This is a genomic window from Arthrobacter sp. SO5, from assembly GCF_020532805.1.
Classification (GTDB): domain Bacteria; phylum Actinomycetota; class Actinomycetes; order Actinomycetales; family Micrococcaceae; genus Arthrobacter.
In genome coordinates this window covers 24695-51644 of the sequence record NZ_MQTQ01000002.1, presented here as the reverse complement: position 1 = coordinate 51644, position 26950 = coordinate 24695, and the positions used below count along the sequence as shown (strand labels likewise).

The window sequence follows — 26950 nt, the reverse complement described above, 5'->3', positions numbered from 1 at the left end:
CACCACCTTGAAGATGGCGCTCTGGCGCCGGGACCAGGCCGGAACGCCGGTCCCTGCGGGCATGGTCCATCACAGTGATTATGCCGAGGAAATCGTTAAGCCGAGCTTGGGGAGTTTGCCCTTCGGGTTCCTGGGTCGCGGCCCTGTTCCTCGGCTTAATGTTGGCCCTTCGTCTCTAAGCGTGGTTAGGTCCAGCTGAGTTGAGGGGTCGGGGTGTTGTCGGTGTGGCGGCAGGAGAGAGGCGTCAGGGTCTCTTTGAATTGGTAGCGACTAAACAGCCATTTCCCAAAGAAACCCTGACGTGTCTTACTTTACTTTGAGGTGTACTACTGATGTGAGACACAGTTTGAAAGGATTGTGCCCATGTCTTCCCGTCCTACGTATTCAGATGAGTTCAAGGCCGATGCCGTGAATCTCGTCATTTCCTCCGGCCGTTCGCCCGCCTCAGTTGCCCCCGAGTTAGGGATCTCCGTGACCGCCCTGAAGCGCTGGGTGCAGCTGCACCGGGAAGGAGAGGCCGGTGCCGGCGTCAGGCCGGATGATCCGGTGGATCCCGCGAAATACAAGGCGTTGGAGGCCCGGCTGCGGGAAGTCGAAAGGGAAAATGATTTCCTGAAAAAAGTGTCGGCGTTCTTCGCCAAAGAACAACGGTAGAGGACCTCTACCGGCTTGTTCAGGAGAAGAACGCCGAATTTCCGGTGGCCTGGATGTGCGTCCGGCTGGGCATTCCACGGGCCTCGTACTACCGGTGGCTGGAGCAGAAGGAATCACCGACGGCTGCCCGGCACCGGGAGCTGACCGGACTGGTGAAGGCGATGTTCGATTCCTCGGACGGGATCTTCGGCCACCGGATGGTCCACACCAAACTCGCCGCCACCGGTGTGGAGGTTTCCGTGGGCACGGTGGCTGCCATCATGGCCGAGAACGGCTGGGCGGCCAAGCGGATGCGCGCGTTCAAACGCACGACCATCCCCTCGGACCCGGACAAGGTCTTCGCGGACCTCATCGGCCGGGACTTCACCTCAGATACCCCCGGCACGAAGCTCGTCGGGGACATCACCTACCTGCGTACCGGCGAGGGCTGGCTCTACCTGGCCACCGTCATCGACCTCTGCACCCGCATGGTCGTTGGCTGGGCCATGGCCGATCACATGCGCGCCTCCCTCGTCACCGGTGCGCTGGCGATGGCAAGGGACCGCGGACACCTGGCCCCGGATGCCATCTTCCACAGCGATCGCGGCACGCAATACACGTCCAGGGAAATGGGCGCCTGGTGCACCAGCAACGGCGTCCGGCAGTCCATGGGCGCCACCGGGGTGTGCTGGGATTGTCAGTCTGGTCTTGTCGAATCATCAGCCGTAGATTCGGAAGTCCTGGTCGTGGGACTTGACCCTTGTTGGGATAGACCCTTTGGTGTCTTTGCGTTGATCTGTCAGTCCCGCGGCCGGGCACGCAATAAGCACTGCCGCCGGACCGGGCGTGACCTGATAGGAGCCTGGAGCCAGAATTCGACAGCGTCCCCATGACAGTCCTGTCCACCCGCCGGCGACAGCGTGATATCCACGTTATCCGGCAGGAGGCTACGGGCACCATGGCATCAGATACTCTCACTCCCATTCGATCAGGGCACGTCGTCGTTGGTGTTGACACGCACAAACACGTCCATGTCGCCGCCGTAATGGACTCGGTCGGCGGGATCCTGGCCACTTTGACGGTGGCCACCGATTCCGGCGGGTTCCGGCAGCTTCTGGACTGGGCCGTGTCCTTCGGGAAAATCATCGCGTTCGGCATCGAAGGCACCGGTTCATACGGATCCGGGCTCAGCTCATTCATGCGCCGGCACGGACACAAGGTGGTCGAAGTGAACCGCCCCGACCGGCGGATGCGCAGGCTCGTCGGCAAATCCGACACGCTCGACGCGGAGCACGCTGCCCGGGCTGTTCTGGCCGGATTCGCGACCGCGGTCCCGAAAACCGCCGACGGTGCCGTCGAAATGATCCGCCAGCTCAAGGTGGCCCACGACACCGCCGTAAAGGACCGCTCCGCGGCCATGGTCACGCTCAAAGCCATGCTCGTTCACGCCCCGCAACAGCTCCGGAAAGACACTGCAGAGAAAACACAGATCATGCTCGCCCGCCACCTGGCGGCTTTGCGTCCCCGGGCCCTGGAGACCCCCGAGGACTCCATCCGCCACACCCTGAGATCCCTCGCCCGGCGATGGCTGAACCTGGACACCGAAGCCAAAGAACTCGCCGGCATGATCGAGGACCTCGTAACCCGCACCGCACCCCAACTGCTGGACGCCTACGGGATTGGCGCCGATACCGCCGCCGAAATCCTCATCGTCGCAGGAGACAACCCCGAGCGCATCCACTCCGAGGCAGCGTTCGCCAAACTCGCCGGCATCAGCCCCATCCCCACCGGATCCGGAATGACAAGCGGCCGCCACCGCCTCAACCGCGGCGGCCACCGGCAACTCAACGCAGCCATCTACCGCACCGTCATCGTTCGCATGAGATTCCACGAGCCCACAATCGCCTACGTCAGCCGCAGAACCGCCGAAGGCAAATCCAAACGCGACATCATCCGGTGCCTCAAACGCTACGTCATCCGCGAGGTCTACCACCTTCTCAAAACCAACCCGGCAAGCGGAGAAATCACGGCTTGACAACTATAGGAGCATCAACGCCGTCGCCGAGTCGGCGTTCTCCTCCCTGAAAAACGAGTTCTACCACCACCACAGCTTCGCCACCCGCCGGGACGCCCGCCGGGCAACCATGCGCTACATCGAGGTGTTCTACAACCGCTGGCGGCCCCACACCAACAACGCCGGCCTGCCGCCGGCAACAGCGATGGCCAACTTCAAGACCAAAAACCAGCCGCTACCCGCGGCCGCCTGACCAAAACGAAACTACGCGACTGTCTCACATCCTTGACACACCTCACTTCTTGCTCCGGCGGGAGGTGGTGCGATCGCGCGGATGCCCTGCTTGGTGTTCCTAGCGTTCACATCACTTCCGTTGCCGAGGCCACCACTGGCCTGATCATCCATGTTGAAACTGACGAATCCATGGCTGGCTGCCCTGCCTGCGGGGTTGTCGCTGTCGGCCACGGCCGGCACGGGATTCGCCTCCACGACATCCCGTGTTTGGGCCGGCCCGTCCGGCTGCTCTGGGCCAAAAAGGCTGTGGCGCTGCCCGGACGAACACTGCCCCGCTCAAGTCTTCAGCGAACAGCACGCGTTGGCCGGGAAACGGGCGATCCTCACTCACCGGGCCATCCGCTGGGCGACCGATGCGCTGGAGAAATACGACACCCCCGTTTCCGCACTCGCCCACCAGCTCGGGGTGTCCTGGCGGTCCCTCTGGAAAGGCATCGAACTCGAGGCCCGGCTCCGGATCAACAGGCCCGGACGGCTCTCCGGCGTTGATGCGCTCGGCGTCGATGAGCATGTCTGGACACACGCCGGGTTCCCCGGTTCCGGCATGGTCACCGGCGTCATTGACCACACCCGCGACGCGAACGGCTCCGTACACGCCAGACTGCTCGACCTGGTCCCGGGCCGGTCGGGGAAGGCCTGCGCCGACTGGCTGAAGGAACAAGGCGCCGGCTTCACCTCAGGGATCAAAGTTGCGACCCTGGACCCGTTCCGCGGCTACGCCAACGCCATCCGGGACGAACTCCCTGAAGCCATCACCGTCGTCGTCGCATTCCACATCGTCAAGCTCGGAACGGCCATGGTTGATGAGGTCCGGCGCCGCGTTCAGCAGGAGACACTCGGGCGGCGCGGACATGCCAAGGACCCGCTCTACGGCATCCGCCGCGCCCTCCAGCAGGTCATCGAATCACTGTCGGAGAAGCAGGTCGCCAGGCTGGAGAAAAAAACTCGAAGAGGGCGACCCGACCCGCGAAGTGGCCATCGCTTGGCAGTGCTACCAAAAGCTACGGACCGTGTATCACGCCCGGCCGGAGAGGGGCCGTGAGCTTCTCACCGAAATCCTGGCCAGTTTCCCGTCCTGCCCGATTCCCGAGGTCGCGAAGCTGGGCCGGAGCCTACGTGCGTGGAAGCAGGCCATCCTGGCTTACTTCGACACTGGCGGCGCCTCGAACAGCCCCACCGAAGCCATCAACGGCGTGATCGAAACGACCCGCCGGATTGCCCGCGGCTTCCGCAACTTCTAGAACTACAGGCTTAGGACCCTGCTCGCTGCCGGAGGCCACCTCCCGTACCGGAAGAAAACACCCAACCACGCTTAGAGACGAAGGGCAACTAATTCCGCTGTCCGAAATCCCCGTGGCAGCTCACACCACTGGCGCTCTCCCGCACGATCGGTCGTGCTGAACCGCACGATTGGGTGGTGCTGAACCGCACGATTGGGTGGTGCTCAAAGCCTCAAATACTCAGAGGGTTTCGAATCCGCAACTGAATAGCTCCGGTTGGCCACGGTGCGTTCAAAGAACCGGGAGATTTTCGCGTTCGAGGGCAACTGAGCAAAGACCCCGGGGTGAGGACCGCAGGATGTCCAGGTCAGAGGCATGTTCGCCTCCGGCGGCGAGCATCGCTGCCAGAGAACCGAGGAGTTTGCCCGAACGATGCCGGGCGCCGGAGGGAATAGACTGTGCCAGCCTGTCCTCACACAGCCTGCCGAAACCCAGCGCGTTCATGAAGCCGGTGAGCACCGTACCCCCGGCGTGGGAGATCAGCGATTGGCCGGTGAAACTGACCGGAAAGGACGGAAAACAGCGGTAGATTTCTGCATCGAAAGGGTGCTGCCTCTTCGGCAATTATCGGTCTCGACAACCACTATCGTCCCAGTGCAGAGCGCCCTTCCCTTATTAACATGCCATCCAAACGGACCCGCCATGAAAACCTTGGGCCAAACGGCCGGATCCTGCGGTCACCGACGCCAGGTCGCCACATTTTTCACGTCAGACCGATCTGCGACCGAGCGACTCGAACCGCCAGCCTGCATCCAGCCAGTCCTGGACGTGCAAGACGTTCCGACCATCAATTATGGCTTTCGACTCAACGATATCTCCGACTTCGGTGGGATTAAGTTCCTTGAACTCGTCCCATTCTGTGAGAAGGATCGTCAGCGCACTATTCTCTAGTGCCTCAGCAGCCGATTTTGTGTAGTTCAGACGGGGAAAGCGCTTGCGCGCGTTTTCCATTGCCTCGGGGTCAAAGACGCTCACGTCCGCACCGGCATTGAACAGCTGCGCGGCGACATCGAGAGCTGGCGAGTCTCGGACGTCGTCGCTGTGTGGCTTGAATGCAACGCCAAGTACGGCTATCTTCCGGCCCTGCAGATCCTTGAGGATCTCCGTCGCCAGGTGGACTACGCGGTCCCTGCGCCGCAGATTAATTTCGTCTACCTCGCTGAGGAACCGCATGGTGCGATCGAGACCGAGCTCACTGACGCGGGCTTGCAGCGCACGGATGTCCTTGGGCAGGCAGCCGCCACCGAATCCCACTCCGGCGTTGAGGAAACGGCGTCCAATCCGGTTGTCAAGACCAATCGCATCGGCCAGGACGCGGATGTCGCCACCAACGTGTTCTGTGACCTCGGAAAAGGCGTTGATAAACGAAATCTTCGTCGCGAGGAAGGCATTGGCGGCGGCCTTGACTAGTTCAGCCGTCTCAAGATCAGTCGATATAAACGGTGTTCCCGACTTTAGGGCCTTTGCGTAGACCAATTTCAAGAGGTCAATTGCTGCTGCCGAGTCGCCTCCGGCGACCAGCCTGTCAGGACGCAGAGTGTCCTCAACCGCGTATCCTTCGCGGAGGAACTCGGGGTTCCACAGGAGGTCAACTTTCACGTCACCGGAGGTTGACTCGCGGACGAGATTTCCCAAGCGCCTTGCTGTGCCGACAGGCACAGTGGACTTTCCGACAATGAGGCAGTCCCTCGTGATGTGACCGGCCAGAGCGCTGGTCGCCCCGTCCACATAGGTCATATCGGCGGCATGATCGCCCGCCTTCTGGGGAGTGCCGACCGCGATGAAGTGCACATCCGCCCACGCACCGACCTCGGCGTACGAAGTGGTGAACCGCAGACGACCGCTGGCTGTGTGTTTACGCAGCAGCTCCGGCAATCCGGGTTCATGAAAGGGCAGAACACCCGAGGCAAGCTGTTCGATTTTCTTCGGATCGCTGTCCAGACCCACGACCTCAAACCCGAGCTCCGCCATGCACGCCGCGTGCGTCGTTCCCAAGTATCCTGTTCCGATAACGCTGATTCTCAGTGACAAGGTTGATCCCCTATTTGCTTGGTTCGAATGTTTTTTGTGAGCCTGCGGCGAACCGAGGCTGCGCTTTCCTCGGAGGATGGCCCTGGGCCCGGCGGGCGCCTAAAGTTGACTCGGCCACCGACTTCCCAGACGATGGAGGCCTGTGCCATTTTACGGTCATCCGGACCGCGACTTAGACGAATAATGGTCCAGCACGCATAGCATTTTCACATTTGCTCCATTCTGTATGGGAAACTGCGATAGGACGGCCGCCTCCTTGAACTACGTACATGGCATAGATGTTTTCAGCTGGAACCCCGTTCGGTCCGTAGACGGCGGACCCGCGAAGTTTACGGACAATTTCGGAGACTTGCTCGGCCCCCCTTTGGTCAGGAGCATCCTGGAAGCCCGTTGGGCGGATGCGGGCGCGAAAGTGCCTCGGCGTACACCGTCCTCCCCAGCGGCCAGACTGCTGGCTGTCGGATCGACCCTTCACTTCGCCGTGGACGGGGACGTCGTTTGGGGAGCAGGCATTAACGGGAAGATCGCCAAGGAGGGGCATGTATTTTCCTATTTGGACGTACGCGCCGTAAGGGGGCCGCTGACGGGCCAATGGCTGGAACGCAACAAATCCATTCAAGACGCGGGCATATATGGCGACCCGGCCCTGTTGCTACTCAAGGCGGTGCCACAACTTTCCGCGCTCAAGCAGGACAAGCGCCGGCGCCTGGCCGTTATTCCCAACCTAAATGATTTCGACTCGTATGCCTCGGAGCCTAATTCCATCAATCCCAGGGGACCAATTTTTGACATTCTGAGGCAGTTGGCTCAGAGCGAAATAATTGCAACATCTTCCCTCCATGGACTGGTCGTGGGCGAGGTACTGGGCATACCCACCGCGTTGTTTCGCCCGGCGAAAGAGAATCTCTTCAAATACCGCGACTATGTTTTCGGTACCGGCCGGAGCGAGTTCGTTTGCTATCCGGATCTTAGCGATGCAATTCAGGCGTTGGGCAAGAGGGGAAGTGAATTCAGATCCCCTCTTGCCTCGTGGGATCCTTCGCCGTTGGAAAGATCATTTCCAGTTGATCTCTGGGCTGTTTAGCAAGCGTTATAGCTTGGCGATCTCCATCAGCCGCCTTTGGGATGCATGGCTCACCAGCGACAATCAGGCACAACACGCCTGAACGACGAGGGACAGACCCGCAGACTCCAAGAGTGGACGGAGGGCATCCGGTGTTGTCGATCCGCCGTCTCCGGCCGGTTCACACATGTTGATGCCCGCGGCGCTCAGGTCAGCGGATAGCAGGATTGCGGCCGCTATGGACGACCGGTCTTCCGCGAATCCGGGCGGGCGTAGCTGGTCGTGCAGCCATGCGTTCGAGGCGACTCTAAGGGAGTCCATCGTCAGTAGGCCCCCGGAGTTGCTCTCGGTCGGGAGAATGGAGACCCTGATTTGCCTTTGCCGACCGAGCACATTTGTCGGTGCGGTATGCGCTTCGGAGTGGTCAAGCATGATGATGGAATCGCCGTGTAGAGAATTGTTTTCTGCGTAACTGACCGGGTCAACACGGATTGTGCGCTCGCGTAGGAAGATTTCTATGGCGCGGGCCACTCCTACGGAAATCGGGCTCTCAAACATAATCCGATTGCCGGCGTAGGCGCCGAACACGAGCGCGGCGGCAAGCGCAAGCCGGTCCTGGTCTACGATATCCACGATGTAGTCGAGGTAGATCGTGTCGATGGGTGGCTGAGTGTCTCCCTTCTCGGCAATCGCCAGAATGCCTGATCGTCCAAAACTGTTGCCGGTCCATTGAATCTTCATCGCGATTCCCCCGTGTTCCTAATGGCGTTGACTAGTTGCAACGCGAGGTTATTCGCCGACTTCACGATGAGAAATGGCTCCAGGGCACCTGACACGCTGCTCCGGTCCTTGGCCAGGAGCTTCCGCACTCCTTCGGTCAGGCTTGGTTGATCCAGGACCGTGAACTCGATATCTGAGTTCGTTGGCGAAGCCCAACCGGACTTCGACGGCCGGCTAGGTGTCTGGCCCACCCAGGCACAGTCAGCGCGACCGCGTGTGACGTGGTCGCCGATGGCCGCCACCGCCATGTCGATGGGACCCCCAGCGGAGCCTTCGACCGCAGAAAAATCGATACCGGCATTCCGAAGCGCCGCCAGGTCCTTCCACATCACGTTTGGGAAGATCCGGGCGGCTGTTACGCCCTCCTGATGGATGGTTTGGCTCATGACCGTGACGCCCCCGTTGGTGGGTGAAAAGTCCGGCGTCCCGTCGCCCGAAGCCGACTCCTGGACCTCCGAGAGTACGCGGCGCTCGACAAGATGGTCCGGGAGATAAGGCCGGACGCTTTTTTCGAAGGAGTCCGCCGCCATACCAGACAACCACTCCTCCGAGGCCTGCGTCTTTGCAGGGTCCTCAGCGGCGCCGTTAGTGAATTTGAGCAGGCGCTGGGACATTTTTGCCGAGGCCTGCTGTATTTCCCCGGCACTGCGGGTAATCTGGCCACCGTGGAGGCGGCGCAGGATGAGGTTCTCACCCGTGTGCCGGAGCCGAACGCCGGATCTGATCATCCGTAGCGCAACGTTGTTGTCGACGCCGCTTTTGAGCGACTCATCATATTTGAACTGCTTGAAGATGTCCGCGCGGATGAGCCAGGTCGGGTGGGTCGGGTTGTTTCCGTAGCGTAAGGCTGTCTGGATGTTAAACAACCGGTGTACGAGCCGATGCATCTCACCGGTGTCGTGATCGAAATGCACGGAAACGCCGAAGCTGCCGTGATCGCCGGGTTCCAGCGATTCCAATTGGCGTTCGAGCCGCCATGGCAACATGAGGTCGTCGTCGTCATGGACGGCAATGAATGCGCCGCGGGCCTGACGGGCGCCGAAGTTTCGGGACGCCGAGATCCCGGTGTTCTCACGGCGGAAGTAACGGATTCGATGGTCAGCGAACGACGCCACGACGTCCGCTGTATTATCCGTACTGCCGTCGTCGACAATTATTACCTCAAAGTCCCGTACCGTCTGGGACTGAATGGAAAAAAGGCACTCCGCGATGTAGGCGGCACGGTTGTAGGTGGAGATCACTATGGATACCAGGGGTACATCGGATGCACCGGAACCCCATCCGAGCAGATCACCGAAGAACGATGGATCGTGCTGTTCGGGAGCCAGACGGACCTCTTGGGTCGTCATCTTGGAGTTCATCCGTGTGGCGACCGTGTAGACCCCGACCTTGGGTAGGGTCCAAGCTTCTTGGACGCCGAATTTTCTGCATCGGCGGAGGAATTCCGACACAGCGACGTCAGGGTCGCGGATTGAAGTTTTGAAACCACACAGAGTGTGCAACGTCCGCCGTGGAACGACGATCGCGGCAGTCGAGGCGCTCCGGGGAGTAGTCACAGAATCCGTGCGTGAGCCGGCCGACCCGACAATCAGGTCGTCCACGTCAGCCGTCGTCAGGGCGTGCAATGGACGGACGACACGGGTGACGAGACGAACCACAGATTCCGGGTTGGTGCATACGGCAGCAACGAGTTCGCCGAACGTTTCTGACGGCAGTACGGTGCCAGCGGCGATGATGAGGATGTGCTCATTCACCAGCCCGCGGATTAACCTGTTCGCGGCGGACGAGACAGTTTCGGACGCCGGGTTGAAGTATGACTTGTCGTAAGTTTCAAATTCGGGCTCGGCGAGGGCGAAGGCGGAGAGGATTACCGGGGTTATACCGGACCACTCAAGAGACTTCGCCGTTCGGGCGACGGATTCGGCGTCGACGTTTGCGTCGGCCACAATCATCGCGCCAAGATCATAGTGGTGGGATTCAGTCATTGGTCATCAACTTCCCTTTTGAAATGGCGCTGAGACCGGGCGTTCCAGGCTTGTTGAAATTTCCGATGGACCAAGCACCGGCTACGGCGGTTCTTGGCGAGAGTTGTTTCGTCCCCCAGGGCAGGATTGAGAGCGATACCTCGGAGACTTCCCGGTCCAGGACGATTCCAGGGAGAGCCAGGCAGCCCGCACGGTCAAGCTCAATATAGCGGTAGTGGCCAGCCAGCGATTTTGAGAAGCCCCACTCACTCGAAGTGATCGAGGCCCCCTCCGGCAGGGAGATCATCGCCACGAGGCTCTTGGCCGGCACCGACGTAGCTAGTTCGACGACGAACTCTAGAGACGAAGTGGGTGTCACGAATTGCCATCCGAGTCTCAGGCTGGAATTTCGTGTATCAAGCATTCTCATTCTGACCTTTCTAGGGCCGAGGCTGTAGACAGCTCGATGAGTTGCTCGACTACCAAGCCGCCATACTCGGCATTCATGTGAAAATAGTCGCCCTTAGCGAACGCACTCTCCGGGCTCATGTCCGTGGCGTCGGCCAGACCGAACCGGCTCTGCGTGAAGCCGGGGCGGCCCAGAGTGGACTCTGGCTGGGCTAGCACGCCCACGCCGCTGGCGTCTAGTTGCAGTAGCCTATCCTCATACTCTGCAAGTAAGCTGCCGAAATCCTCGGAGTCCGACAGGTCCCGAAAGAAGCGCAGGGGGCCTTCAGTGCGGTCCAGCACCCACTCCAGGGGCAGAGGCTGCTGAGCATAGAAAACCGGCTTTGAAGTGTTGAGCCGCAAGGCCTCAATGACCCGCATTGCTTTGGATCCTGCGTAAAGGTCATGGCACATGGCCTTGTGCGCCGCTGGCGAGAGCAAATAAGAACCTGCGCTGCGCTCGTGCTCTTCAGTCCTAAATTTCCCGTAGGTTTTAGCCAAGGCTGTGAAGGAAAAGTGCATCCCGAAGACGACAAAGACATCGTAAGATTTGACGTCGATGTCGGGCGAGTACGCGCACCGGATGTCGTCGAAGCACGCGAGTTCCTCCGTGCCGTCGATGATTCTCATAGGGAGCTCACCGTAGGTACGTTCAATGTGGAATCCGGCCTTGTACGAATCATTTCCCGCCACTCTTTCTCTCCACGCGGGCATGACGTGACCCAAATGCGAATCACCGATGAAGCAGTATTTCACTCTCCGAACACCTCCAGTAGGGCTTCTTCGCATAGGACTCCCTCGGCGCTTTCAAGTTCTTTGGCCGGTGGAGACACGGCGACAGGTGGATAGGACCGGAAGAAGTGCCGCATTACCGTGTTGACTCCCTCGGGCGAGACACCGCGAAGCGTGTCGTCCCAGAAACGGCCTTTGGCCTGGCTTCCGGTGATGATTTCAAATGATGGGAAGTAATCGACGTCGGGGTAGAGCCGGGCAAGTTCGCCAGTAACCGCACGGAGAACGGCCTTCGAATACGTCGTGGCAACCAAAACATGGTTATCCGTGGCGGTTGCGGCAAGTGCCACCGGGGACACAGTGACAATGAACTTTAGCTCAGGATTGTGCCTGTGGAGGAGGAGCCGCAGCTCCTGGAAGTCCGCCAGGATCTCCGCGTAGTCAAAGTTCTTGAATTCGAACACGTCAGAATCGAAATCTCCGCTGATGGTGCCCGGCGCCGTGGGGAACACCGTCTCCGAGACCCTATCTACCCAACCCTCCGTCAAGCCGAAAGTGAAGACTAGAACCGTGGCCGACTCGACCATTCTCCGGACGGCGGCAAGGTGCTGTTGTCGGTGTTCCCTGACGGACTCGGGACTATCGAGTCCGTCAGGCTCGACAGAGGGACGCAGGGCGTCGTAGTACCGACCGTCCTTTTCCCAGATCCAGTTGCTTGGCTCCCGCTCGCCGAAGGCCTCTTGGGCTAGCTGAAGCAGCTGGCGAACGTAGTAGACGTTTCCAAACCGTGCTGAGTAGACGCCGAATCCGAACTTTTCAGCTGTGTTCGCATTGAGGAAGCGGGGCGCGGGTTCGGAGTCGACGACGTTGAAGCCTTTGAGTCGCAAATTTCTCGCGATGTGCTGGGCAAAGCAGCTGCCGGCAGTAGCAATGGCATCGGAAGCGCCGATGGCGAATTTCTTCTCATGCAATCCCTCGAGCGCCTCACCCTGATCATTTGACACCCCTGCTTTCCAGAAGGTCTTGGCAGGTCTGCCTCGGTACGGGGATCGTGCTTTGTGAATCTCGGTCGAGGTGTTCATTGACGACATAGGTTCTGTTCCTCCGGGCTATTCCGTTAATTCTGACGAGACTGTTGGTCGTCGAGCTTTTCCAGGATTCCACGCGAAAACTCGCGCGATAGCTTCATTGCATCGAACTGGTCGGCGTACCGCCGCACGGCTTCCCGGCTTCCGCTCTGGAAGAACCGGTCTGCACGCTGGAACGCCTCGACAAGACTTATCAGCGAGTTGTCGTACACGCGTTCACCGATTTCGTCCGGCATGTCCTCCCATATAGCCGGGACGTCAGAGGCTATAACCGGAAGGTCAAAGGACTGATAGAGCAGAATGGCGCCGCTGTTAAGCATGCGGGTGTACGGGGCCAGCCCGACATCGGCCGCGCGCATGTAGTTCTGCACGAAGTGGTTCGCGATCTTCTTGTCTTCGATCAATACGTTGGGATGTGCTTGGCACCGTGCGATGAACTCGGCGACCTCAGGGGTGCCGTCCGGGTTACCGCCGACCAGCAGAATCCGGGGCACCGTCCGGTCCGCGGCGCAGAATGCGTCAAAGGCATCGAGTAGCCTGTTCAGCCCCTTGTACGACTTGAGCGCCCCGAGCAACACATAAACGCGGTCTTTGGGGCCAATGCCGAACTCAAGCCGGGCATTGTTCCGCGTGACGTAGTCCTCGTATGTCATCCGATAGTTCGGATGCGCTACCGTCAGCAGCTTGTTCTTGTCAATGAGCAGGGCTGAAGACATCATGTCAGCCGACGCTTCCGAGAGCACATGCAGGACGTCGGCTTCGTCCGCGAGGATCTGCTGGGCGCGCATTTCGAGGTCGGGGAAGAGAGAATCGTGCGGAATGATGTTGTGAAGAGTCCAGACGATCCGGCCGCCTCTGCTTTTGAAGGAGTCGATGGAGTCCTGGAAATCCTCGATTTTTTTCTCGGCAGTCGTGTAGCTCTTGATGCCGTTCAAGACAAAAGACGTCCAATGGATGTGAAGGATGACATGCGACGCATCCGGCCGCACAGCGGCCAGCCTGTCAAAAGACCAACTGTCAATTATCGGGACGGTGGCAATGTCATAGTCGGCGGCGGCCTTATAGAGCAGAGACTGGTAGGGGTTGACCCTCCCGACTGGCGTGTAGCCGAGTACGTGCGGGGCAAAGCTTGAAGTGGGCGCCAGCATCTCGATGGCAGCATTGGCTTCGGTGAGGGGGGAGCCCTCCGCCTTAAAGTATCCTCTGAGCTTTAGCTGCACCGATATCCTCCTGGATCATATTCTTCGTCATGCTTGGAATTCTCGTGAGTCCTGCGCGTGGCCCCACTAGCTGGGTCCCTTTCCGAAGTCCTCCAGTCTCATCCCTAGGTTGAGCAGTTCGGCGATCGCCGCAATGGTCCGCGCCGCCGCCTTCCCATCGCCGTATGGGTTGACAGCATTTGCCATGGAATCAAAGTGAGTCTGATCATCAAGCAGCCGGGTGACCTCGAGGACTATCCGGTCCTCATCAGTGCCAATGAGGAGTACAGTCCCGGCGGTAACGGCCTCCGGGCGTTCAGTGTTGTCCCTCATGACAAGCACCGGTTTTCCTAGGCTGGGCGCCTCTTCCTGCACTCCGCCGGAATCCGTCAGGACGATGTGGGCCATGGCCAGCATGCGAGTGAATTGTCCGTAGGCCAATGGTTCCGTGACGGTGATATTCGTTCGGCCATGAAGCGCCGGAAGGACTGCCTCCCGCACTACAGGATTCTTGTGGACCGGCAATACAATCTCCAAGTCCGGCCGGGCATGGGCCAACCGGGCCAGAGCGCGACCAAATCCTCGCATAGCATCCCCTTGGTTCTCACGTCGGTGGGTCGTGACCAAGAGAATCCGGCGGCCGGTCGTCGCCAGAGCCTCAAGCCGGTCGTCCGAAAATGTCACGTTTTTGCCTGCGGTAGCCAAGAGGGCGTCGATGACGGTGTTGCCGGTGATGACTATGTTGTCAGGGTCTATTCCCTCGGCCACTAGGTTTGCTTTGCTGATGCTGGTGGGAGCCAGATGGAGACTGGCGATCTGGCTGGTCAATTTGCGGTTTGCCTCCTCTGGGAAAGGAGAGAACAGGTCCCCGCTGCGAAGCCCGGCTTCCACATGTACCACTGGGATGCCGTGATAAAACGCAGCGATCGCGCCCGCCGTGGAGGTCGTGGTATCGCCCTGGACAATCACGGCGTCGGGCTTGTTCGCGCTGAACAGCCGTTCCAGACCATCGATCGTCCGGGTCATGATGCCTGATAGAGATTGACGTTGCTCCAGAATATTCAGGTCGTGGTCGGGAACAATGCCGAATAGCTCATTGACTTGGTCAAGCATTTCCCGGTGTTGGCCCGTCACGGTTACGGCGCAATCGAAGTGTTCCGAGTTCTTGAGTGCGGCAACTATGGGGGCCATTTTTATGGCTTCTGGTCTGGTGCCGAAAATCGGCATGATGCTGGGCACAGTGGTTCCCCCAAGGATTCTAGACCGCGGACCAGTGAATCTTACGGGATGCACGAGCCCAGGCGTGAATCTGTCTTTCCGGCAGCCGTTCGTGGTGGGCCTCGAGGCGGTCAGGCATAACTGACCAAGGAATAGATGGCGAAAGTTCTGCGTCGTGGTCTGTAACGACTCAGGTCAAGATGCTTCCGAAAGCGTTGTCCGAGCATCACCCGTTTGCACTCGCGTCGAGAGCGATTAGCTAGGTCTGGATGGTGGCGATGATTCGCTTAAGGTCGGCCGGGTTGGTGCTCACCATCAGTGCCGCGAGCTCAGCGGCTTGGGTCCCGTTGGGATTTCGGCGCGGTTTACGCGTTGGGACGTCCGTGGATTGTCGTATATCTGTGTTTATTCGGCCGCCGATTTTTTGGGTGGCGGCTGTGAGGAGGATCTAGCAGACCCTGTTGAGGACCTAGAGGGCGTCTGGCCGCTTCTGCTCCGCGGGGCGGTCGTAGTCTTAGTGGAAGGCGGGTTGGCGGATAACGTGCCCGTTCTTTTAGCCGATGTGGGCGTTGTCTCTGGGCTTTAGAAGCACCACGGTCTAATGTTCGTCCCCGGCCTTGCAGACCGTGGTCAAGTTCCACAGCAGCAGCCAGGCCGCACCTAGGGCTCCCGAGGTCCCCGGTCAGCTTGAGCAGCCGGTCGATCGTGCCCGGATTTCTTCGGCAACTCGGCTCTCAGCGCCGGGCTCGGCCGATGCGCGTCCAACTCCCCGAAAGTCTGCAGCTTGGGCACCTACAGGTCCATAGTGGCGGGCAGATATTTGCCGAGGGCATACCGGACTAGCGCCACACTCCGATCAGGACCTTCAACGTCTCATAGCCGTAGATCCGCCCGCGCGACCTGCGCGCTACCGTTGTCGCCGGCCCCTTGCACTGACGAGCTGTGGACAGGTTCCCAACAGGCGCTGGCCCGCGACCAGCCGGTCACTTGGACCAATTCGTCCAGAATCGCGCCGTTCGCCTTCTTGGCCGCATTGGCATTTCGGTTGCGTACTTCTCTCGTTTCGACACGGGCGTCTCTGATCGTCACTGTGTGCCCGTGACGTTTCAAGATTTTCGCGAGGAATTCTCAAATGAAGCGAGCACGTACTTGAGGCTCGTCGCGCTATTGCGTTCTCCCGATCCCCGCGGCATTCTTTCCGTAGGCCACGGTCTCAGCCAGCGAGCCAGGGACGGACAATGGGACACGAAGCAGCTACCTGCCGGCGGCAACAAACCAACGGGTTGGCGGCTCGGGCACATCTCGTGATTTTGACGACCATAGCTCTGGCCGTAAGTCTCATCACGGCCAGCCCGCCAGCGGCTGTTGCAGTCGAAAGTCCTACTTTCCCCGTTGGAGGGTACTTCGTCCGAGCAAGTGCGAATGACGCCATCAACACAAGCAAATTGGCGGCCATCAAGGCGCTGGGTGGCGACACCGTCATCACTTTTGGGTCGCGTCTGACGCCGTCCAGCCTGGCGGGCATTCCCGCCGACTGCCAGATCTCAGCCGTCAATTGCGTCCAGTCACTCGCGGACGGTGTGCTGCTGGACAGGGTATTTACCTACTCGGACTCCAGTCCGTGGGGCGCTGCTGCGGTCAAATGCCCGCGGGACCGGAGCATCACCAACAACAACAAGCTCTTCACCATATTAGTGCTGCCGGCACAGGGCTCTGGATGCACCGCTGCCGACAACCGTTACGACGTCATAGTGGTGAGCGCCGGAAGCGCACCAGGGGTGAGCGCAACCGGATCCATGGCCAAGGCGGCGACTGCGCAAGGCATGAAGTTTTTTGCAGGAATGCCGATTCCGGTCAACAGAACCGACTTCGCGTACCTGCCAGATCTCTCTTACCAGGGCACATTCTCCCAGTTCACCGACCGGTATCTTCAGTATCAGGCCGCTGTGAACAACGTCGCAGGTCTGGCCGGCTTCTACCTCTCCACTGAAATGCCCGTCAGCGATGGTCCCGTGTTCAACTCGATCCTGACGGTCTACAGAATACAGAACCAGGCCATCCGGCGCATCATGCCCTCTCGGTCGGCCGTCGTTAGTCCCTACATAGACGCGCGCGCCGCCGCCTCGGGCCGCACCACCCCCGCCCAGGCCGCAGCTGCAGTTCGCAATATTGCGTCAACCGCCAGCGGCGTCCGGCTGAACATCGCCGTCCAGGACGGCATGGGTACCGGTAAGGGCGGGGCTTACTTCGGTAACGAAGCAGCCGCTTCAGTGGACCAGTTCGCCGCCGCCATCGTCGGGCCGGGAACTTGGAGGGAAAGGTATCTGGCGCCTGTGCGGGACTACTTCCAAGCAGCCGCGGCGGGAATCGCCGGCACCGGTGCTACCCTCTGGGCAAACATGGAAGGCATGGCACCGGCCAACGGAGCTAACCCCTGCGACACCAACACCCGGGGCCAAACCACCAAAGCCCGCCTGGACCGCCAGCTGCAGCAGTTGGGTAACGCGCCCGCCAAGGTCATTTCGTTCATGTGGGACACCTACTACACCTGCGTGGACACGGGGGTGCCATTGGTGAACAGGATCACGTCGGGAAAGGCTACGCCGGTGATTACGGACTCAAGCTTCAACGCCGCCGCGGGTTCCCTCTTCGTCACCGGCTTCAACCTCAGCGGCGCACAGGTCCAGCTGAAGTGGACTACGGCGACAGGGCAGGTGCAGGACAGGACCGTGGCCGCGGCTGCCTACAACCCGTCCTACGGCCAGCAGCACAGGCTCAATCCCGGCCTGCAGTCGGTCACCGTAAATGTCGGGGGGACCTCGCTCGGCGCCGGCAGGTACTACATGGTGAACGTAACAAACGGGTGGGGCGCACGGAACGACGCGTTCTACTCGAAACTGGGCTGATGCCGCAGCTCAGCCGGCGAGCAGTAGGGCGATCACCAGAGCCGGCACGCTGACGGCAACGAGGAGTACCACCAGCAAAGCCACGAGGCGCTTGCGCCGGTATTCGGATTCCTTGGAATCAATTGCCACAGCAACCCGCTTGGGCGCAGCGGGCTCGGCGCGTGTGAGGGAAAATGGCTGAACGTCCGGAACCAGTAGCGTGTCCGGGATCTCCTCATGGAAGGCCCGTCGGCGCAGGTGGCGCGGGGCGGCGACCAGCGGGGGAGCGTCGTCGGCAAGATCATCCAACAGCCGGTGCTCCTCGCCTCAACAAATCGTCAGTAGGCTGAGGGACTCAACCTGGTCAGGCTCAATTCTTGCATCACTGCCCGCTGCTTGCGCATTCCGGCCGCAGGGACACATCCAGCAGGCCCCCGGTCTCGATCACAAACCGCCGCAGCCACTGCGCCCCGCTCAGCGTGGGATGGGAGTTCACCATCTGCACGTCCGCCGTCGTGCATTGCTCCATCAGCCTCTGCGCCCTGGAGACGTGATAGCTGGACGTCACCACCGTGATGGACTTCCAGCCGTTTGCCTCGGCAATTCGGCCGATGGCACGCGCCTCGCCGCGGGTGTCGAACTCATCCGGCCGGAAGCACAGGAGCTGGGCACTCGGGAAGGCGGCAGAGTTGCAGGCATCATCGGCCGCTATGTTGCCGGGAGTGTCTGTGTGGGACAGGACCAGGACGGGGACGTTGTAGTCACGCTGCATCTGCTGCGCGACCGGCAGCCGTTCCGTGGCCGCACCGCCGAGCATGATGACGGCGTCGGTGCGTTGGATAGTCAAGGGGTCCACGTTGACAAAGAGCTGGACGGCGAAAACCAGCCAGAGGAGGGCTGCCCCGGAAATGAAGGCCAGAATCCGTGCAGCTAAGGGATTCAAACGGGGCAGCGGCGGGGGCATGGGTATGAGTGTCGCATGCAGCCCGCGCCGCAGGGAAAACGATCACCAGGGCGCGCGCTAGGCGGCCCCGCTCTGACGCCCTACGAAACCGCCGGTGTCACCCGCGCGCGGTAGCGTAGGGCTGTGCCTGAAGAATCCCCCCTGACCGTCGCCGAGCTCTCCGAATCCCAGCTCCTCGAGCGCATCTTCCCGCGCCTGCACGCCGGGCAGGACGGCAACCCGTCCCTGCTCCTGGGGCCGGGGGATGACGCCGCGATCGTGGCCGCGCCGGACGGGCGGACGGTGGTCAGCATCGACACGCAGGTGGTGGACCAGGACTTCCGCCTGGAGTGGAACAACGGCTACCGGACCTCCGGCTTCGACGTCGGCTGGAAGGCCGCCGCGCAGAACCTCAGCGACATCAACGCCATGGGGGCCCGGGCCACCTCGCTGGTGGTCAGCCTGACCATGCCGCCGGAGACGCTCGTGGCCTGGGTAGAGGACTTCGCCGACGGCCTCACCGCCGGCATCCGCGAACTGGGAGCCCCGGACTGCGCGGTGGCCGGCGGGGACCTTGGCAGGGGACGCGAACTCGCCGTCAGCGTCGCGATCCTGGGCACCCTCGACGGCCGGGCGCCGGTGCTGCGCTCCGGCGCCCGCCCGGGGGACACCCTGGCGCTCGCCGGCACGGTGGGGCGTGCCGCCGCCGGCCTGGCCCTGCTGGAATCGTCCCTCCCGGTCGATGCCCTCACAAAGGAACAGCGGGACCTGATGGACACGCAGTGCCGCCCGGAGCCCCCGCTTGCAGCCGGGCCGCTGGCCCGCGACGCCGGCGCCACGGCCATGATGGACATCTCCGACGGACTCGTCCGGGACGGCAGCAGGATGGCCGCGGCCAGCGGCGCGGTCCTCGACCTCGACGCCGCGGCCCTGAAGGAACTGGCGGAACCGCTCCGGGCCGCCGCGGACGTGCTCGGCACGGACCCCCTGGCCTGGGTCCTCGGCGGCGGGGAGGACCACGGACTGCTCGCCACATTCCCCCGGGGCCTTCAGCTTCCTCCCGGTTTCACTGCGATAGGCTCGGTAGAGGCCCTTGCACCAACGGACAGACCGGGGGTTAAGATCGCGGGCCAGCCCGCTGACACTGGGGGATGGGATCACTTTGCAAACTAAGATTGCCGCCAACGCGCAAGCGATGAGGCGGTGGTTGGGCAAGGCAGAAACAACGCTAGGGAACCACAGCGACCGCCTGAACGCCATCAACATCTTCCCCGTCGCGGACGGCGACACCGGCACCAACCTCTACCTGACCGCCCGCGCCGCGGCCCACGCCCTGCACAGCGTTCCCACCGCGGCGTTGCCCCGGATCGGCGCAGACCCGTCCCTGCATCTGGTTCTGCCGCCCGACCCGGCCCTGAACGATGTCGGCGCCGTCCTGGCGCACGCCGGCCAGGCGGCCATGGAGCAGGCCCGCGGCAACTCAGGAACCCTGTTCGCCGTTTTTCTCTGCGCCGCCGCAGAGCCACTGTCCGGCCACCACCGGCTGAGCGCGCCACTGCTGGCCGCCGCGCTGAACCGCGCCCAGCTCCGGGCCTGGTCCGCGCTGAGCGATCCTGTGCCCGGCACCATGCTCTCCGTGATGGAAGCCGCCGCCCGCGCCGCGGCCGCGGTGGATTCCGCGCACGACGGCGACGACAGCAACCACACGCTGGGGCTCGCGCTCGACGCCGTCATCGAGGCCGCCCTCGAAGCCGTGGTCCGCACCGAGGACCAGTTGGACGCCCTGCACGCCGCCCATGTGGTGGACGCTGGCGGTGTTGGGATGCTCCTGATCCTTGACTGCCTCCGCTCCGCCGTTCTCGGCGTGGAGCTTCAGGGCGAGCTCCTCGACGGCCTGCACGGCTACGACGTCCAGGACCCGCACATCCACGCCGGCATGCCCCGGGATGACGGGGTAGAGGTGATGTGCACTATCACGCTCTCGCCGCTGGACGCCGCCATGATGCGCCAGCGCCTCGACGAAATGGGCGACTCAGTCATCATGAGCCAGGTCGGGGCCGCGGCCGATGCCGCCGGGGCGTACCGCTGGCGCGTCCACGTCCACGTGCCCTCCGCAGAGCCAGCCGTGGCCCTGATCCGGTCCCTCGGCGAGCCCACGGACATTTCCATCAGCGAGCTCGCCGTGCCTGACGCCGAGCCCCACGCAGCCCCCGAACCCGCGGGACAGGTCTACGACGGACATGAACTCTAAACCGGACCATGCCGAACCGGGCAACCCCGAATTAAGCCGTGGCCTCGAACGGCGGATCGGCAAACGCTCCGCTGCCGTCATCGAGAAGCACCTCGGCATCACCACGGTCGGCGGGCTGCTGAACTACTTCCCGCGCCGGTACATGAACCGCGGCGAGCTGACCCCCATCAGCGAGGTCCCGCTCGACGAGGAAGTGACACTGATCGCGCGGGTGCTCTCCAGCAGCACCCGGGCCATGCGCGCCCGCCGCGGCTCGCTGACCGACGTCGTGATCACCGACGACGCCGGGGGAGCCGGCGGGGCGGGCGTCCCCGGAGCGGGCCTGCCGGGCACGCTCAAGGTGAGTTTCTTCAACGGCTTCCGTGCCAAGGCGGAGCTCCAGCCGGGTCGGCGAGCCCTGTTCTCCGGCAAGGTCACCCGCTACGGCGGCTCGCTGGGCCTGACCAACCCAGAGTTCCAGCTGCTGGATGAGGACCCGGACATCCCGGGCATGGATCCGGAGAAGCTAGCGGCGATGCCCATCCCGGTGTATCCGGCCACGGCCAAGCTGACCAGCTGGTCCATCCAGAAGGTGGTCTCCACGCTGCTGGAGACTGCCGAGCTGGACAGCCTGGACGACCCGCTGCCCGCCGACATCGCGGCCCGGGAGAAGTTCCTGCCGATCGCGGACGCCTACCGGCTGCTCCACGCACCGCAGACCCCTGCGGACTGGCAGCGCGCCCGGGACCGCTTCCGCTACCAGGAGGCCCTGGTACTCCAGTCCGCGCTCGCCCGGCGGCGCGCCCAGCTCGCCGCCGAGGAAGCGACGGCCCGCTGCCCCGTTGCGGACGGGCTTCTGACGTCCTTTGACCGGCAGCTGCCGTTCACCCTGACCGCAGGCCAGTCCGCCGTCGGCAAGACCCTCGCCGAAGAGCTGGCCCGGGATTCGCCGATGAACCGGTTGCTCCAGGGCGAGGTGGGCTCCGGCAAGACGATCGTCGCGCTGCGCGGCATGCTGCAGGTGGTCGACGCCGGGGGACAGGCGGCCCTGCTCGCCCCCACCGAAGTCCTCGCCGCCCAGCACTTTGAATCGATCCGCCGCACCCTCGGCCCGCTCTCCCGCGACGGGATGCTCGGCGGCTTCGGCCCGGACGCCGTCCAGGTCACCCTGCTGACCGGCTCCATGCCCACCGCGGCCCGGAAGCAGGCCATGCTTGATGCCGCGTCCGGAACGGCCGGGATCGTGATCGGCACGCACGCCCTGCTGAGCGACAACGTCTCCTTCTACGACCTCGGCCTGATCGTGGTGGACGAACAGCACCGCTTCGGCGTCGAGCAGCGCGACGTGCTCCGGTCCAAGGCCAACAAGCCCCCGCACCTGCTGGTCATGACCGCCACCCCCATCCCGCGGACCGTGGCCATGACCGTCTTCGGCGACCTCGAGACCTCCATCCTGGACGAGCTCCCGGCCGGACGCGCCCCGATCACCACGCACGTGGTCGGACTCGCCGAGCACCCGGCGTGGCTCGGCCGGCTCTGGACCCGCTCCCGGGAAGAGATCGACGCCGGCCACCAGGTGTACATCGTCTGCCCCAAGATCGGCACCGACGACGACGGCGACTTCAGCCCCGGGGAGGCCGAACCGTCGGCCGCGGACCTTGAAGGCGACAGCGGGGCGCGCGAACTGGCGTCGGTGACCGGCGTCGTCGAACAGCTCAGGGACGAACCGGCGCTGGCCGGGGTTCCGCTGGCGCCGCTGCACGGCCGGCAGGACCCCGTACTCAAGTCCGAGACCATGGCATCGTTCACCGCCAACCGGACCAAACTGCTCGTCTCCACCACGGTGATCGAGGTCGGCGTGGACGTGCACAATGCCACACTCATGGTGATCCTCGACGCCGACCGGTTCGGTATCTCCCAGCTCCACCAGCTCCGCGGCCGGGTGGGCCGGGGCGGGCTGCCCGGCACCTGCCTGCTCGTCACCACCCTGGAACCCGGCCATCCCAGCCGCCGCCGGCTCGACGCCGTCGCGGCCACGACCGACGGCTTCGCGCTGTCCCAGGAGGACCTCAAGCTGCGGCGTGAAGGCGACATCCTGGGTGCTTCGCAGTCCGGCGGCCGGTCCACGCTGAAGCTCCTCCGGGTGCTGGAGCACGAGGACGTCATTGCCCGCGCCCGGCAGGACGCCTGGCAGATTGTCGGCGTCGACCCGTCGCTGGCCGCCCACCCCGTCCTGGCGGCGGCAATCGAGGAATACCTCAATCCGGAAAAGGAGGCGTTCCTTGAACGCGGCTAAGAACATCGATGAATCCCTGGCGGCCAGGCCATGAGCCGCATCATTGCCGGTGCCGCGGGCGGAACCACCCTGGTGAGCGTCCCCGGGTCCCTGACCCGGCCCACCACAGACCGGGTCAAGGAAGCACTCTTCTCCCGGCTGGACGCCTTCGAGGTGATAGCGGATGCCCGCGTGCTGGATCTCTATGCGGGCTCCGGGTCGCTCGGCGTGGAAAGCGCCAGCCGTGGGGCGCGGGCCGTGGACCTGGTGGAGTTCGATGGCAAGGCCAGCGAGGTCTGCCAGCGCAACGCGGACCTCGTCAACACCGTCGCGCGCCGCAAGGTCGTCTCCGTGCACCGCTCGAAGGTTGAGTCGTTTCTCGACCGGGCCAAGGAAGCCGTCCGCTGGGACCTCGTCTTCCTCGATCCCCCCTACCCGCTGGAGGAGCCCGCGCTGGCCGAGGTCCTGGCGAAGCTCGGCCCGCACCTCGCCGAGGGCGCCGTCGTGGTGGTGGAGCGCTCATCCCGGAGCCCGGAACCCACCTGGCCCGAGGGTATGGAACGCTTTGCCGAGAGGAAGTACGGGGAGACCCGGCTCTGGTTCGCGGAGCCGGGCGTCCAAGAAGCGCCGGCGCCGGACGCCGTTGAACAAGCCGACGACGAACCCGCGGACGGGCCGGAGGACGGAAACTAGCCCTTGCTCCCGGCGTAGCCCACCGCAGCTGCCGCCGGTGCCCGGACATGCCCCGCGGTGGGGCCGGCGGATGGACATATTCCGGTTATGCCCGGTCCTGGGCGCGGGGACTGGACATGTCCCTCGGGGGGCCATGAACCGGACGTGCCCCAGGAACCGGACGTGCCACGCCGTTGCCCGGACATGCCCCGCGCCCGGGTCTGCGGATGGACATATTCCGGTTATGCCCGGTCCTGGGCGCGGGGACTGGACATGTCCTCCCCGGGGAAGTGCCCGATCGACTGGCCTAGTCCGAGAGCACATCCAGGCCGACGCCGGAGAGCACCTTGGCCGGGTGCGGCCCGCGGGCGGTCAGCGCCGCCGTCCACACGTCCGGCCACGTGCCCTGCGTCCCGGTCAGGATGATATTTCCCGGATAGCGCCCGGTGAACATGCCCGCCTCCGCAAACGCCGCCACATCCGCCATCGCGCGTCGCAGCGCGGCCACCTGGCTGCGGACCAGGGTCAGCCCGGGTTCATCTCCCACGTTCACGATCAGGACCCCGCGCGGCGTCAGCCTGGCCGCAGCCTCCCGGTAGAACCCGGCAGAGGCGATGTGCGCCGGCGCCTCGGGGCCGGAGAAGATATCCAGGATCACGACGTCGAAGCGCAGCCCGGCCGGCAGTTCGGCCAGCGCGTCCCGGGCATCGCCGATGATTGTGTCCAGCGCGGTGCCCGCCGGCAGCGGCAACTGGTCCAGGACGAAGTCCAGCAGTTCCCGTTCCAGCTCCACGGCGTACTGCACGGAGCCGGGCCGGGTGGCCTGGATGTAGCGGGCCAGGGTCAGGGCCCCGGCGCCGAGGTGGAGGGCGCTGATGGGCTCGCCCCACGGCGCCGCAAGGTCCACCACATGCCCGATCCGGCGCAGATATTCGTAGAAGATGTCCGACGGGTCCGCGAGGTTCACGTGGGACTGCTCCGCGCCGCCGATGCTGAGCACAAAGGCGCCCCCGGTAAACGCGTCGGGCTCAATCGTGGCGTGCTGGCCGGTGGTCCGCAGGAACCGTGACGCTGCTGGCGTAGCCGGCATCAGAGGATGTCCCGGAGCGTCGCGAGCCGTTCCGCGGCCTCCTGCAGGACATCGATTCGCTTGCAGAAGGCAAAGCGGAGCAGGCTCCGGGTGCGTTCGGCGCCTTCCGGGTGGCAGAAAACTGCCACCGGAATGGCCGCGACGCCCACCAGGGCGGGCAGCCGGCGGGCCAGGTCGACGGCGTCGGAGATCCCGAGGGGTGCCGTGTCGACATTCACGAAGTACGTGCCCCGCGGAGTGAAGACGTCCAGCCCGGCTGCGCGGAGGCCCTCGCTGAGGATGTCGCGTTTGAGCTGGAGGGTATCCGCGATCCCGGCATAGAACGGATCCGGCAGTCCCAGGCCCACCGCGATGGCGCCCTGGAACGGGGTGCCGGAGCTGTAGCTGAGGAACTGCTTGACCGTCCGGGCGGCGGCGACCAGATGCTCGGGACCGCTGAGCCAGCCGATCTTCCAGCCGGTAAAGGAGAACGTCTTGCCGGCCGAGGAGATCGTCAGCGTACGCCCGGCGGCTCCCGGCAGGGTGGCCACTGGGATGTGCAGGGCACCAAAGGTGAGGTGCTCGTAAACCTCGTCGGTGATGATGACGGCGTCGTATTTTGTGGCGAGCTCGACGACGCGCTCCAGCACCTCGCGGGGGAACACCGCACCGGTGGGGTTGTGGGGGTTATTGACCAGCACTACTTTGGTGCGGCTGCTGAACGCCGCTTCGAGGGCGTCCAGGTCCGGCATGAAGTCAGGGGCCAGCAGTGGGGCGGTGACGTGCCGGGCGCCGGAGAGGCCGATGATTGCGCCGTAGGAGTCGTAGAACGGCTCGAAGGTCAGGACCTCATCTCCCGGGCCCACGAGCGCGAGCAGGGAAGCGGCAATGGCCTCGGTGGCGCCTGTGGTCACGATGATTTCGCTTTGCGGGTCCGGTGTCAGGCCGTAGAAGCGTGCCTGGTGGAGGGCGATGGCCTCGCGCAGCTCCAGGATGCCCTTGCCCGGTGCGTATTGGTTGTAGCCGGCGGCGATGGCGGCCTGGGCGGCGGCCTTCATTTCTGCCGGGCCGTCCTCGTCCGGGAAGCCCTGGCCGAGGTTGATGGCGCCGCTCTGCTGGGCGAGCGTGGTCATTTCCTCGAAGATGGTGACGCCCAGGCTGCCGTCGGGGGAGAGCAGGTTGGCGCCGGTCGCGGCACGCTGCCACGGGAACTGCAGCGGCGCGGTCACCGCGAGCCTGCCGTGCCGGCAGAACCGCCGGCAGAACCGCCGGCAGAACCGCCGGCAGGACCGTCGGCCCGACCGGTGAACTTGTCCATGGTGGAGTAGATCCCGAACACCTTCCCGCCCACGAAGTCCCAGGCCCGCACCGGCAGGATGCCCCTCAGGACCTTGCCCAGCGCCGCCATTGCCGGGGCGATCAGCTGCGGCTGGCCGGCAGTGGTGGCGCGCCAGGCCCGGTCCACGGCGTCGTCCGGCGTCATCAAGGGCGTCATCAGTGGGCCGCGGGCGCCGTCGAACATGCCGGTGGAGATGTAGCTGGGGCAGAACGTGGTCACCTTCAGGTGGCGGTAGCCCTGCTGTTCGAGTTCGAGCCGCAGCGAGTCGCTCCAGCCGATGACGGCCCACTTGGAGGCCGCGTAGACGCTCATGCGCGGGTTGGACACGGTTCCGGCGGCGGACGCGACGTTCAGGATCCGGCGCTGGCGGCCGCCGTCGGCCATCATGGCCGGCAGGAAGGCGTGCGTGACGTACATGGGCGCCAGCGCATTGATGTCCATGGTCAGGGCGATGTCCCGTTCGGGGCTGTGCTCCCAGAAGAGTGCGCCGCGGACGATTCCGGCGTTGTTGACCAACAGGGACAGCGGGCCCTCCGCGGCCGCGTCCGCCGCGGCGTCCGCGATTGACTGCCGGTCCGCGAGGTCCACCTGCCGGACGACGGCGCGCGCGCCGAGCGCGGTCACTTCGGCGGCGGTCTTCGCCAGGCCGTCGGCATCCACGTCCCAGAGAATCACGACGCCGGCCCCCTCACGGGCCGCTCGCAGGGCGTACAGGCGGCCCATGCCCATAGCGGCGCCGGTCACGAGGACCACGCCTCCGGCCACGGTGAAAGGAATGCTCGATGCTGACATTC

General features: G+C 63.5%; 24 protein-coding genes and 2 pseudogenes. 12 read left to right on the top strand and 14 right to left on the bottom strand.

Features of this window, described 5'->3' with window-relative positions:
- Positions 1-363 precede the first annotated feature (363 nt).
- The 6 genes and pseudogenes from BJG92_RS00445 to BJG92_RS18505 all read left to right on the top strand — a co-directional run bounded on the left by BJG92_RS00445 (position 364) and on the right by BJG92_RS18505 (position 4182).
- Positions 364-654 (top strand): transposase, encoded by a 291-nt coding sequence (locus tag BJG92_RS00445; protein WP_232082047.1) that lies wholly within the window; start codon positions 364-366, stop codon positions 652-654.
- 32 nt (positions 655-686) lie between these two features.
- Positions 687-1526, top strand: a pseudogene (locus BJG92_RS00440) (IS3 family transposase); the annotation flags it as partial.
- Between the two features lie 65 nt (positions 1527-1591).
- Complete coding sequence (locus tag BJG92_RS00435; protein WP_232082046.1) at positions 1592-2668, top strand: IS110 family transposase; 1077 nt, start codon at positions 1592-1594, stop codon at positions 2666-2668.
- A gap of 16 nt (positions 2669-2684) precedes the next feature.
- A pseudogene (locus BJG92_RS00430) lies at positions 2685-2900 on the top strand (IS3 family transposase); the annotation flags it as partial.
- A gap of 342 nt (positions 2901-3242) precedes the next feature.
- Complete coding sequence (locus BJG92_RS18510) at positions 3243-3983, top strand: transposase (RefSeq protein WP_308011601.1); 741 nt, start codon at positions 3243-3245, stop codon at positions 3981-3983.
- Positions 3952-4182 carry a transposase gene (locus BJG92_RS18505; RefSeq protein WP_308011600.1) on the top strand — a complete coding sequence of 77 codons (231 nt, stop codon included), beginning with the start codon at positions 3952-3954 and terminating at the stop codon, positions 4180-4182. The genes BJG92_RS18510 and BJG92_RS18505 overlap by 32 nt, the downstream gene beginning before the upstream one ends.
- Before the next feature lie 270 nt (positions 4183-4452).
- Here the strand turns inward: BJG92_RS18505 and BJG92_RS00420 are convergent, their stop codons facing one another.
- Positions 4453-4785 carry a transposase gene (locus BJG92_RS00420; RefSeq protein WP_232082045.1) on the bottom strand — a complete coding sequence of 111 codons (333 nt, stop codon included), beginning with the start codon at positions 4783-4785 and terminating at the stop codon, positions 4453-4455.
- Between the two features lie 144 nt (positions 4786-4929).
- Complete coding sequence (locus tag BJG92_RS00415) at positions 4930-6246, bottom strand: UDP-glucose/GDP-mannose dehydrogenase family protein (protein ID WP_232082048.1); 1317 nt, start codon at positions 6244-6246, stop codon at positions 4930-4932.
- A gap of 487 nt (positions 6247-6733) precedes the next feature.
- On the opposite strand from BJG92_RS00415, the gene BJG92_RS00410 reads away from it, so the two are divergent.
- Positions 6734-7336: a polysaccharide pyruvyl transferase family protein gene (locus tag BJG92_RS00410; protein ID WP_232082044.1), complete on the top strand. Its 603-nt coding sequence runs from the start codon at positions 6734-6736 to the stop codon at positions 7334-7336.
- Between the two features lie 63 nt (positions 7337-7399).
- Here the strand turns inward: BJG92_RS00410 and BJG92_RS00405 are convergent, their stop codons facing one another.
- The 7 genes from BJG92_RS00405 to wecB form a co-directional block, all read right to left on the bottom strand.
- Positions 7400-8056: a hypothetical protein gene (locus BJG92_RS00405; protein WP_232082043.1), complete on the bottom strand. Its 657-nt coding sequence runs from the start codon at positions 8054-8056 to the stop codon at positions 7400-7402.
- Positions 8053-10080 carry a glycosyltransferase family 2 protein gene (locus BJG92_RS00400; protein WP_232082042.1) on the bottom strand — a complete coding sequence of 676 codons (2028 nt, stop codon included), beginning with the start codon at positions 10078-10080 and terminating at the stop codon, positions 8053-8055. Before BJG92_RS00400 ends, BJG92_RS00405 begins: the two co-directional genes overlap by 4 nt.
- Positions 10073-10489 carry a hypothetical protein gene (locus BJG92_RS00395; protein ID WP_232082041.1) on the bottom strand — a complete coding sequence of 139 codons (417 nt, stop codon included), beginning with the start codon at positions 10487-10489 and terminating at the stop codon, positions 10073-10075. The genes BJG92_RS00400 and BJG92_RS00395 overlap by 8 nt, the downstream gene beginning before the upstream one ends.
- Positions 10486-11136: a hypothetical protein gene (locus BJG92_RS00390; RefSeq protein WP_232082040.1), complete on the bottom strand. Its 651-nt coding sequence runs from the start codon at positions 11134-11136 to the stop codon at positions 10486-10488. The genes BJG92_RS00395 and BJG92_RS00390 overlap by 4 nt, the downstream gene beginning before the upstream one ends.
- Before the next feature lie 122 nt (positions 11137-11258).
- Complete coding sequence (locus tag BJG92_RS00385) at positions 11259-12242, bottom strand: GSCFA domain-containing protein (protein ID WP_232082039.1); 984 nt, start codon at positions 12240-12242, stop codon at positions 11259-11261.
- Positions 12243-12355: 113 nt separating this feature from the next.
- The gene (locus BJG92_RS18500; RefSeq protein WP_232082038.1) at positions 12356-13546 is read right to left on the bottom strand and encodes a glycosyltransferase; all 1191 of its coding nucleotides are present in this window, start codon (positions 13544-13546) and stop codon (positions 12356-12358) included.
- Between the two features lie 66 nt (positions 13547-13612).
- The gene (wecB, locus tag BJG92_RS00375) at positions 13613-14764 is read right to left on the bottom strand and encodes a non-hydrolyzing UDP-N-acetylglucosamine 2-epimerase (protein ID WP_232082037.1); all 1152 of its coding nucleotides are present in this window, start codon (positions 14762-14764) and stop codon (positions 13613-13615) included.
- Positions 14765-16188: 1424 nt separating this feature from the next.
- Here wecB and BJG92_RS00370 point away from each other — a divergent pair.
- The gene (locus BJG92_RS00370; RefSeq protein WP_232082036.1) at positions 16189-17649 is read left to right on the top strand and encodes a hypothetical protein; all 1461 of its coding nucleotides are present in this window, start codon (positions 16189-16191) and stop codon (positions 17647-17649) included.
- Positions 17650-17658: 9 nt separating this feature from the next.
- Here the strand turns inward: BJG92_RS00370 and BJG92_RS00365 are convergent, their stop codons facing one another.
- A complete protein-coding gene (locus BJG92_RS00365) occupies positions 17659-17937 on the bottom strand; it encodes a hypothetical protein (protein WP_232082035.1) in 279 nt (92 codons plus the stop codon).
- 73 nt (positions 17938-18010) lie between these two features.
- Positions 18011-18592: a YdcF family protein gene (locus tag BJG92_RS00360; RefSeq protein WP_232082034.1), complete on the bottom strand. Its 582-nt coding sequence runs from the start codon at positions 18590-18592 to the stop codon at positions 18011-18013.
- A 123-nt stretch (positions 18593-18715) separates the two neighbouring features.
- On the opposite strand from BJG92_RS00360, the gene BJG92_RS00355 reads away from it, so the two are divergent.
- From BJG92_RS00355 to rsmD, 4 genes are read left to right on the top strand one after another with little or no spacing between them, the layout of a single operon-like run.
- Positions 18716-19744: a thiamine-phosphate kinase gene (locus BJG92_RS00355; protein WP_232082033.1), complete on the top strand. Its 1029-nt coding sequence runs from the start codon at positions 18716-18718 to the stop codon at positions 19742-19744.
- Positions 19745-19766: 22 nt separating this feature from the next.
- Complete coding sequence (locus BJG92_RS00350) at positions 19767-20822, top strand: DAK2 domain-containing protein (protein WP_232082032.1); 1056 nt, start codon at positions 19767-19769, stop codon at positions 20820-20822.
- A complete protein-coding gene (locus BJG92_RS00345; protein ID WP_231961643.1) occupies positions 20812-23097 on the top strand; it encodes an ATP-dependent DNA helicase RecG in 2286 nt (761 codons plus the stop codon). Before BJG92_RS00350 ends, BJG92_RS00345 begins: the two co-directional genes overlap by 11 nt.
- Before the next feature lie 30 nt (positions 23098-23127).
- Positions 23128-23769 (top strand): 16S rRNA (guanine(966)-N(2))-methyltransferase RsmD, encoded by a 642-nt coding sequence (rsmD, locus tag BJG92_RS00340; protein ID WP_231961642.1) that lies wholly within the window; start codon positions 23128-23130, stop codon positions 23767-23769.
- 286 nt (positions 23770-24055) lie between these two features.
- Here the strand turns inward: rsmD and BJG92_RS00335 are convergent, their stop codons facing one another.
- The 3 genes from BJG92_RS00335 to BJG92_RS00325 are packed head-to-tail and all read right to left on the bottom strand — an operon-like array spanning position 24056 to position 26948.
- Positions 24056-24838, bottom strand: a complete 783-nt coding sequence (locus tag BJG92_RS00335; protein WP_231961641.1) for a spermidine synthase — start codon at positions 24836-24838, stop codon at positions 24056-24058.
- Positions 24838-26046: an aminotransferase class I/II-fold pyridoxal phosphate-dependent enzyme gene (locus tag BJG92_RS00330; protein ID WP_231961640.1), complete on the bottom strand. Its 1209-nt coding sequence runs from the start codon at positions 26044-26046 to the stop codon at positions 24838-24840. Before BJG92_RS00330 ends, BJG92_RS00335 begins: the two co-directional genes overlap by 1 nt.
- Positions 26043-26948, bottom strand: a complete 906-nt coding sequence (locus BJG92_RS00325) for an SDR family NAD(P)-dependent oxidoreductase (protein ID WP_231961639.1) — start codon at positions 26946-26948, stop codon at positions 26043-26045. Before BJG92_RS00325 ends, BJG92_RS00330 begins: the two co-directional genes overlap by 4 nt.
- Positions 26949-26950: the final 2 nt, after the last annotated feature.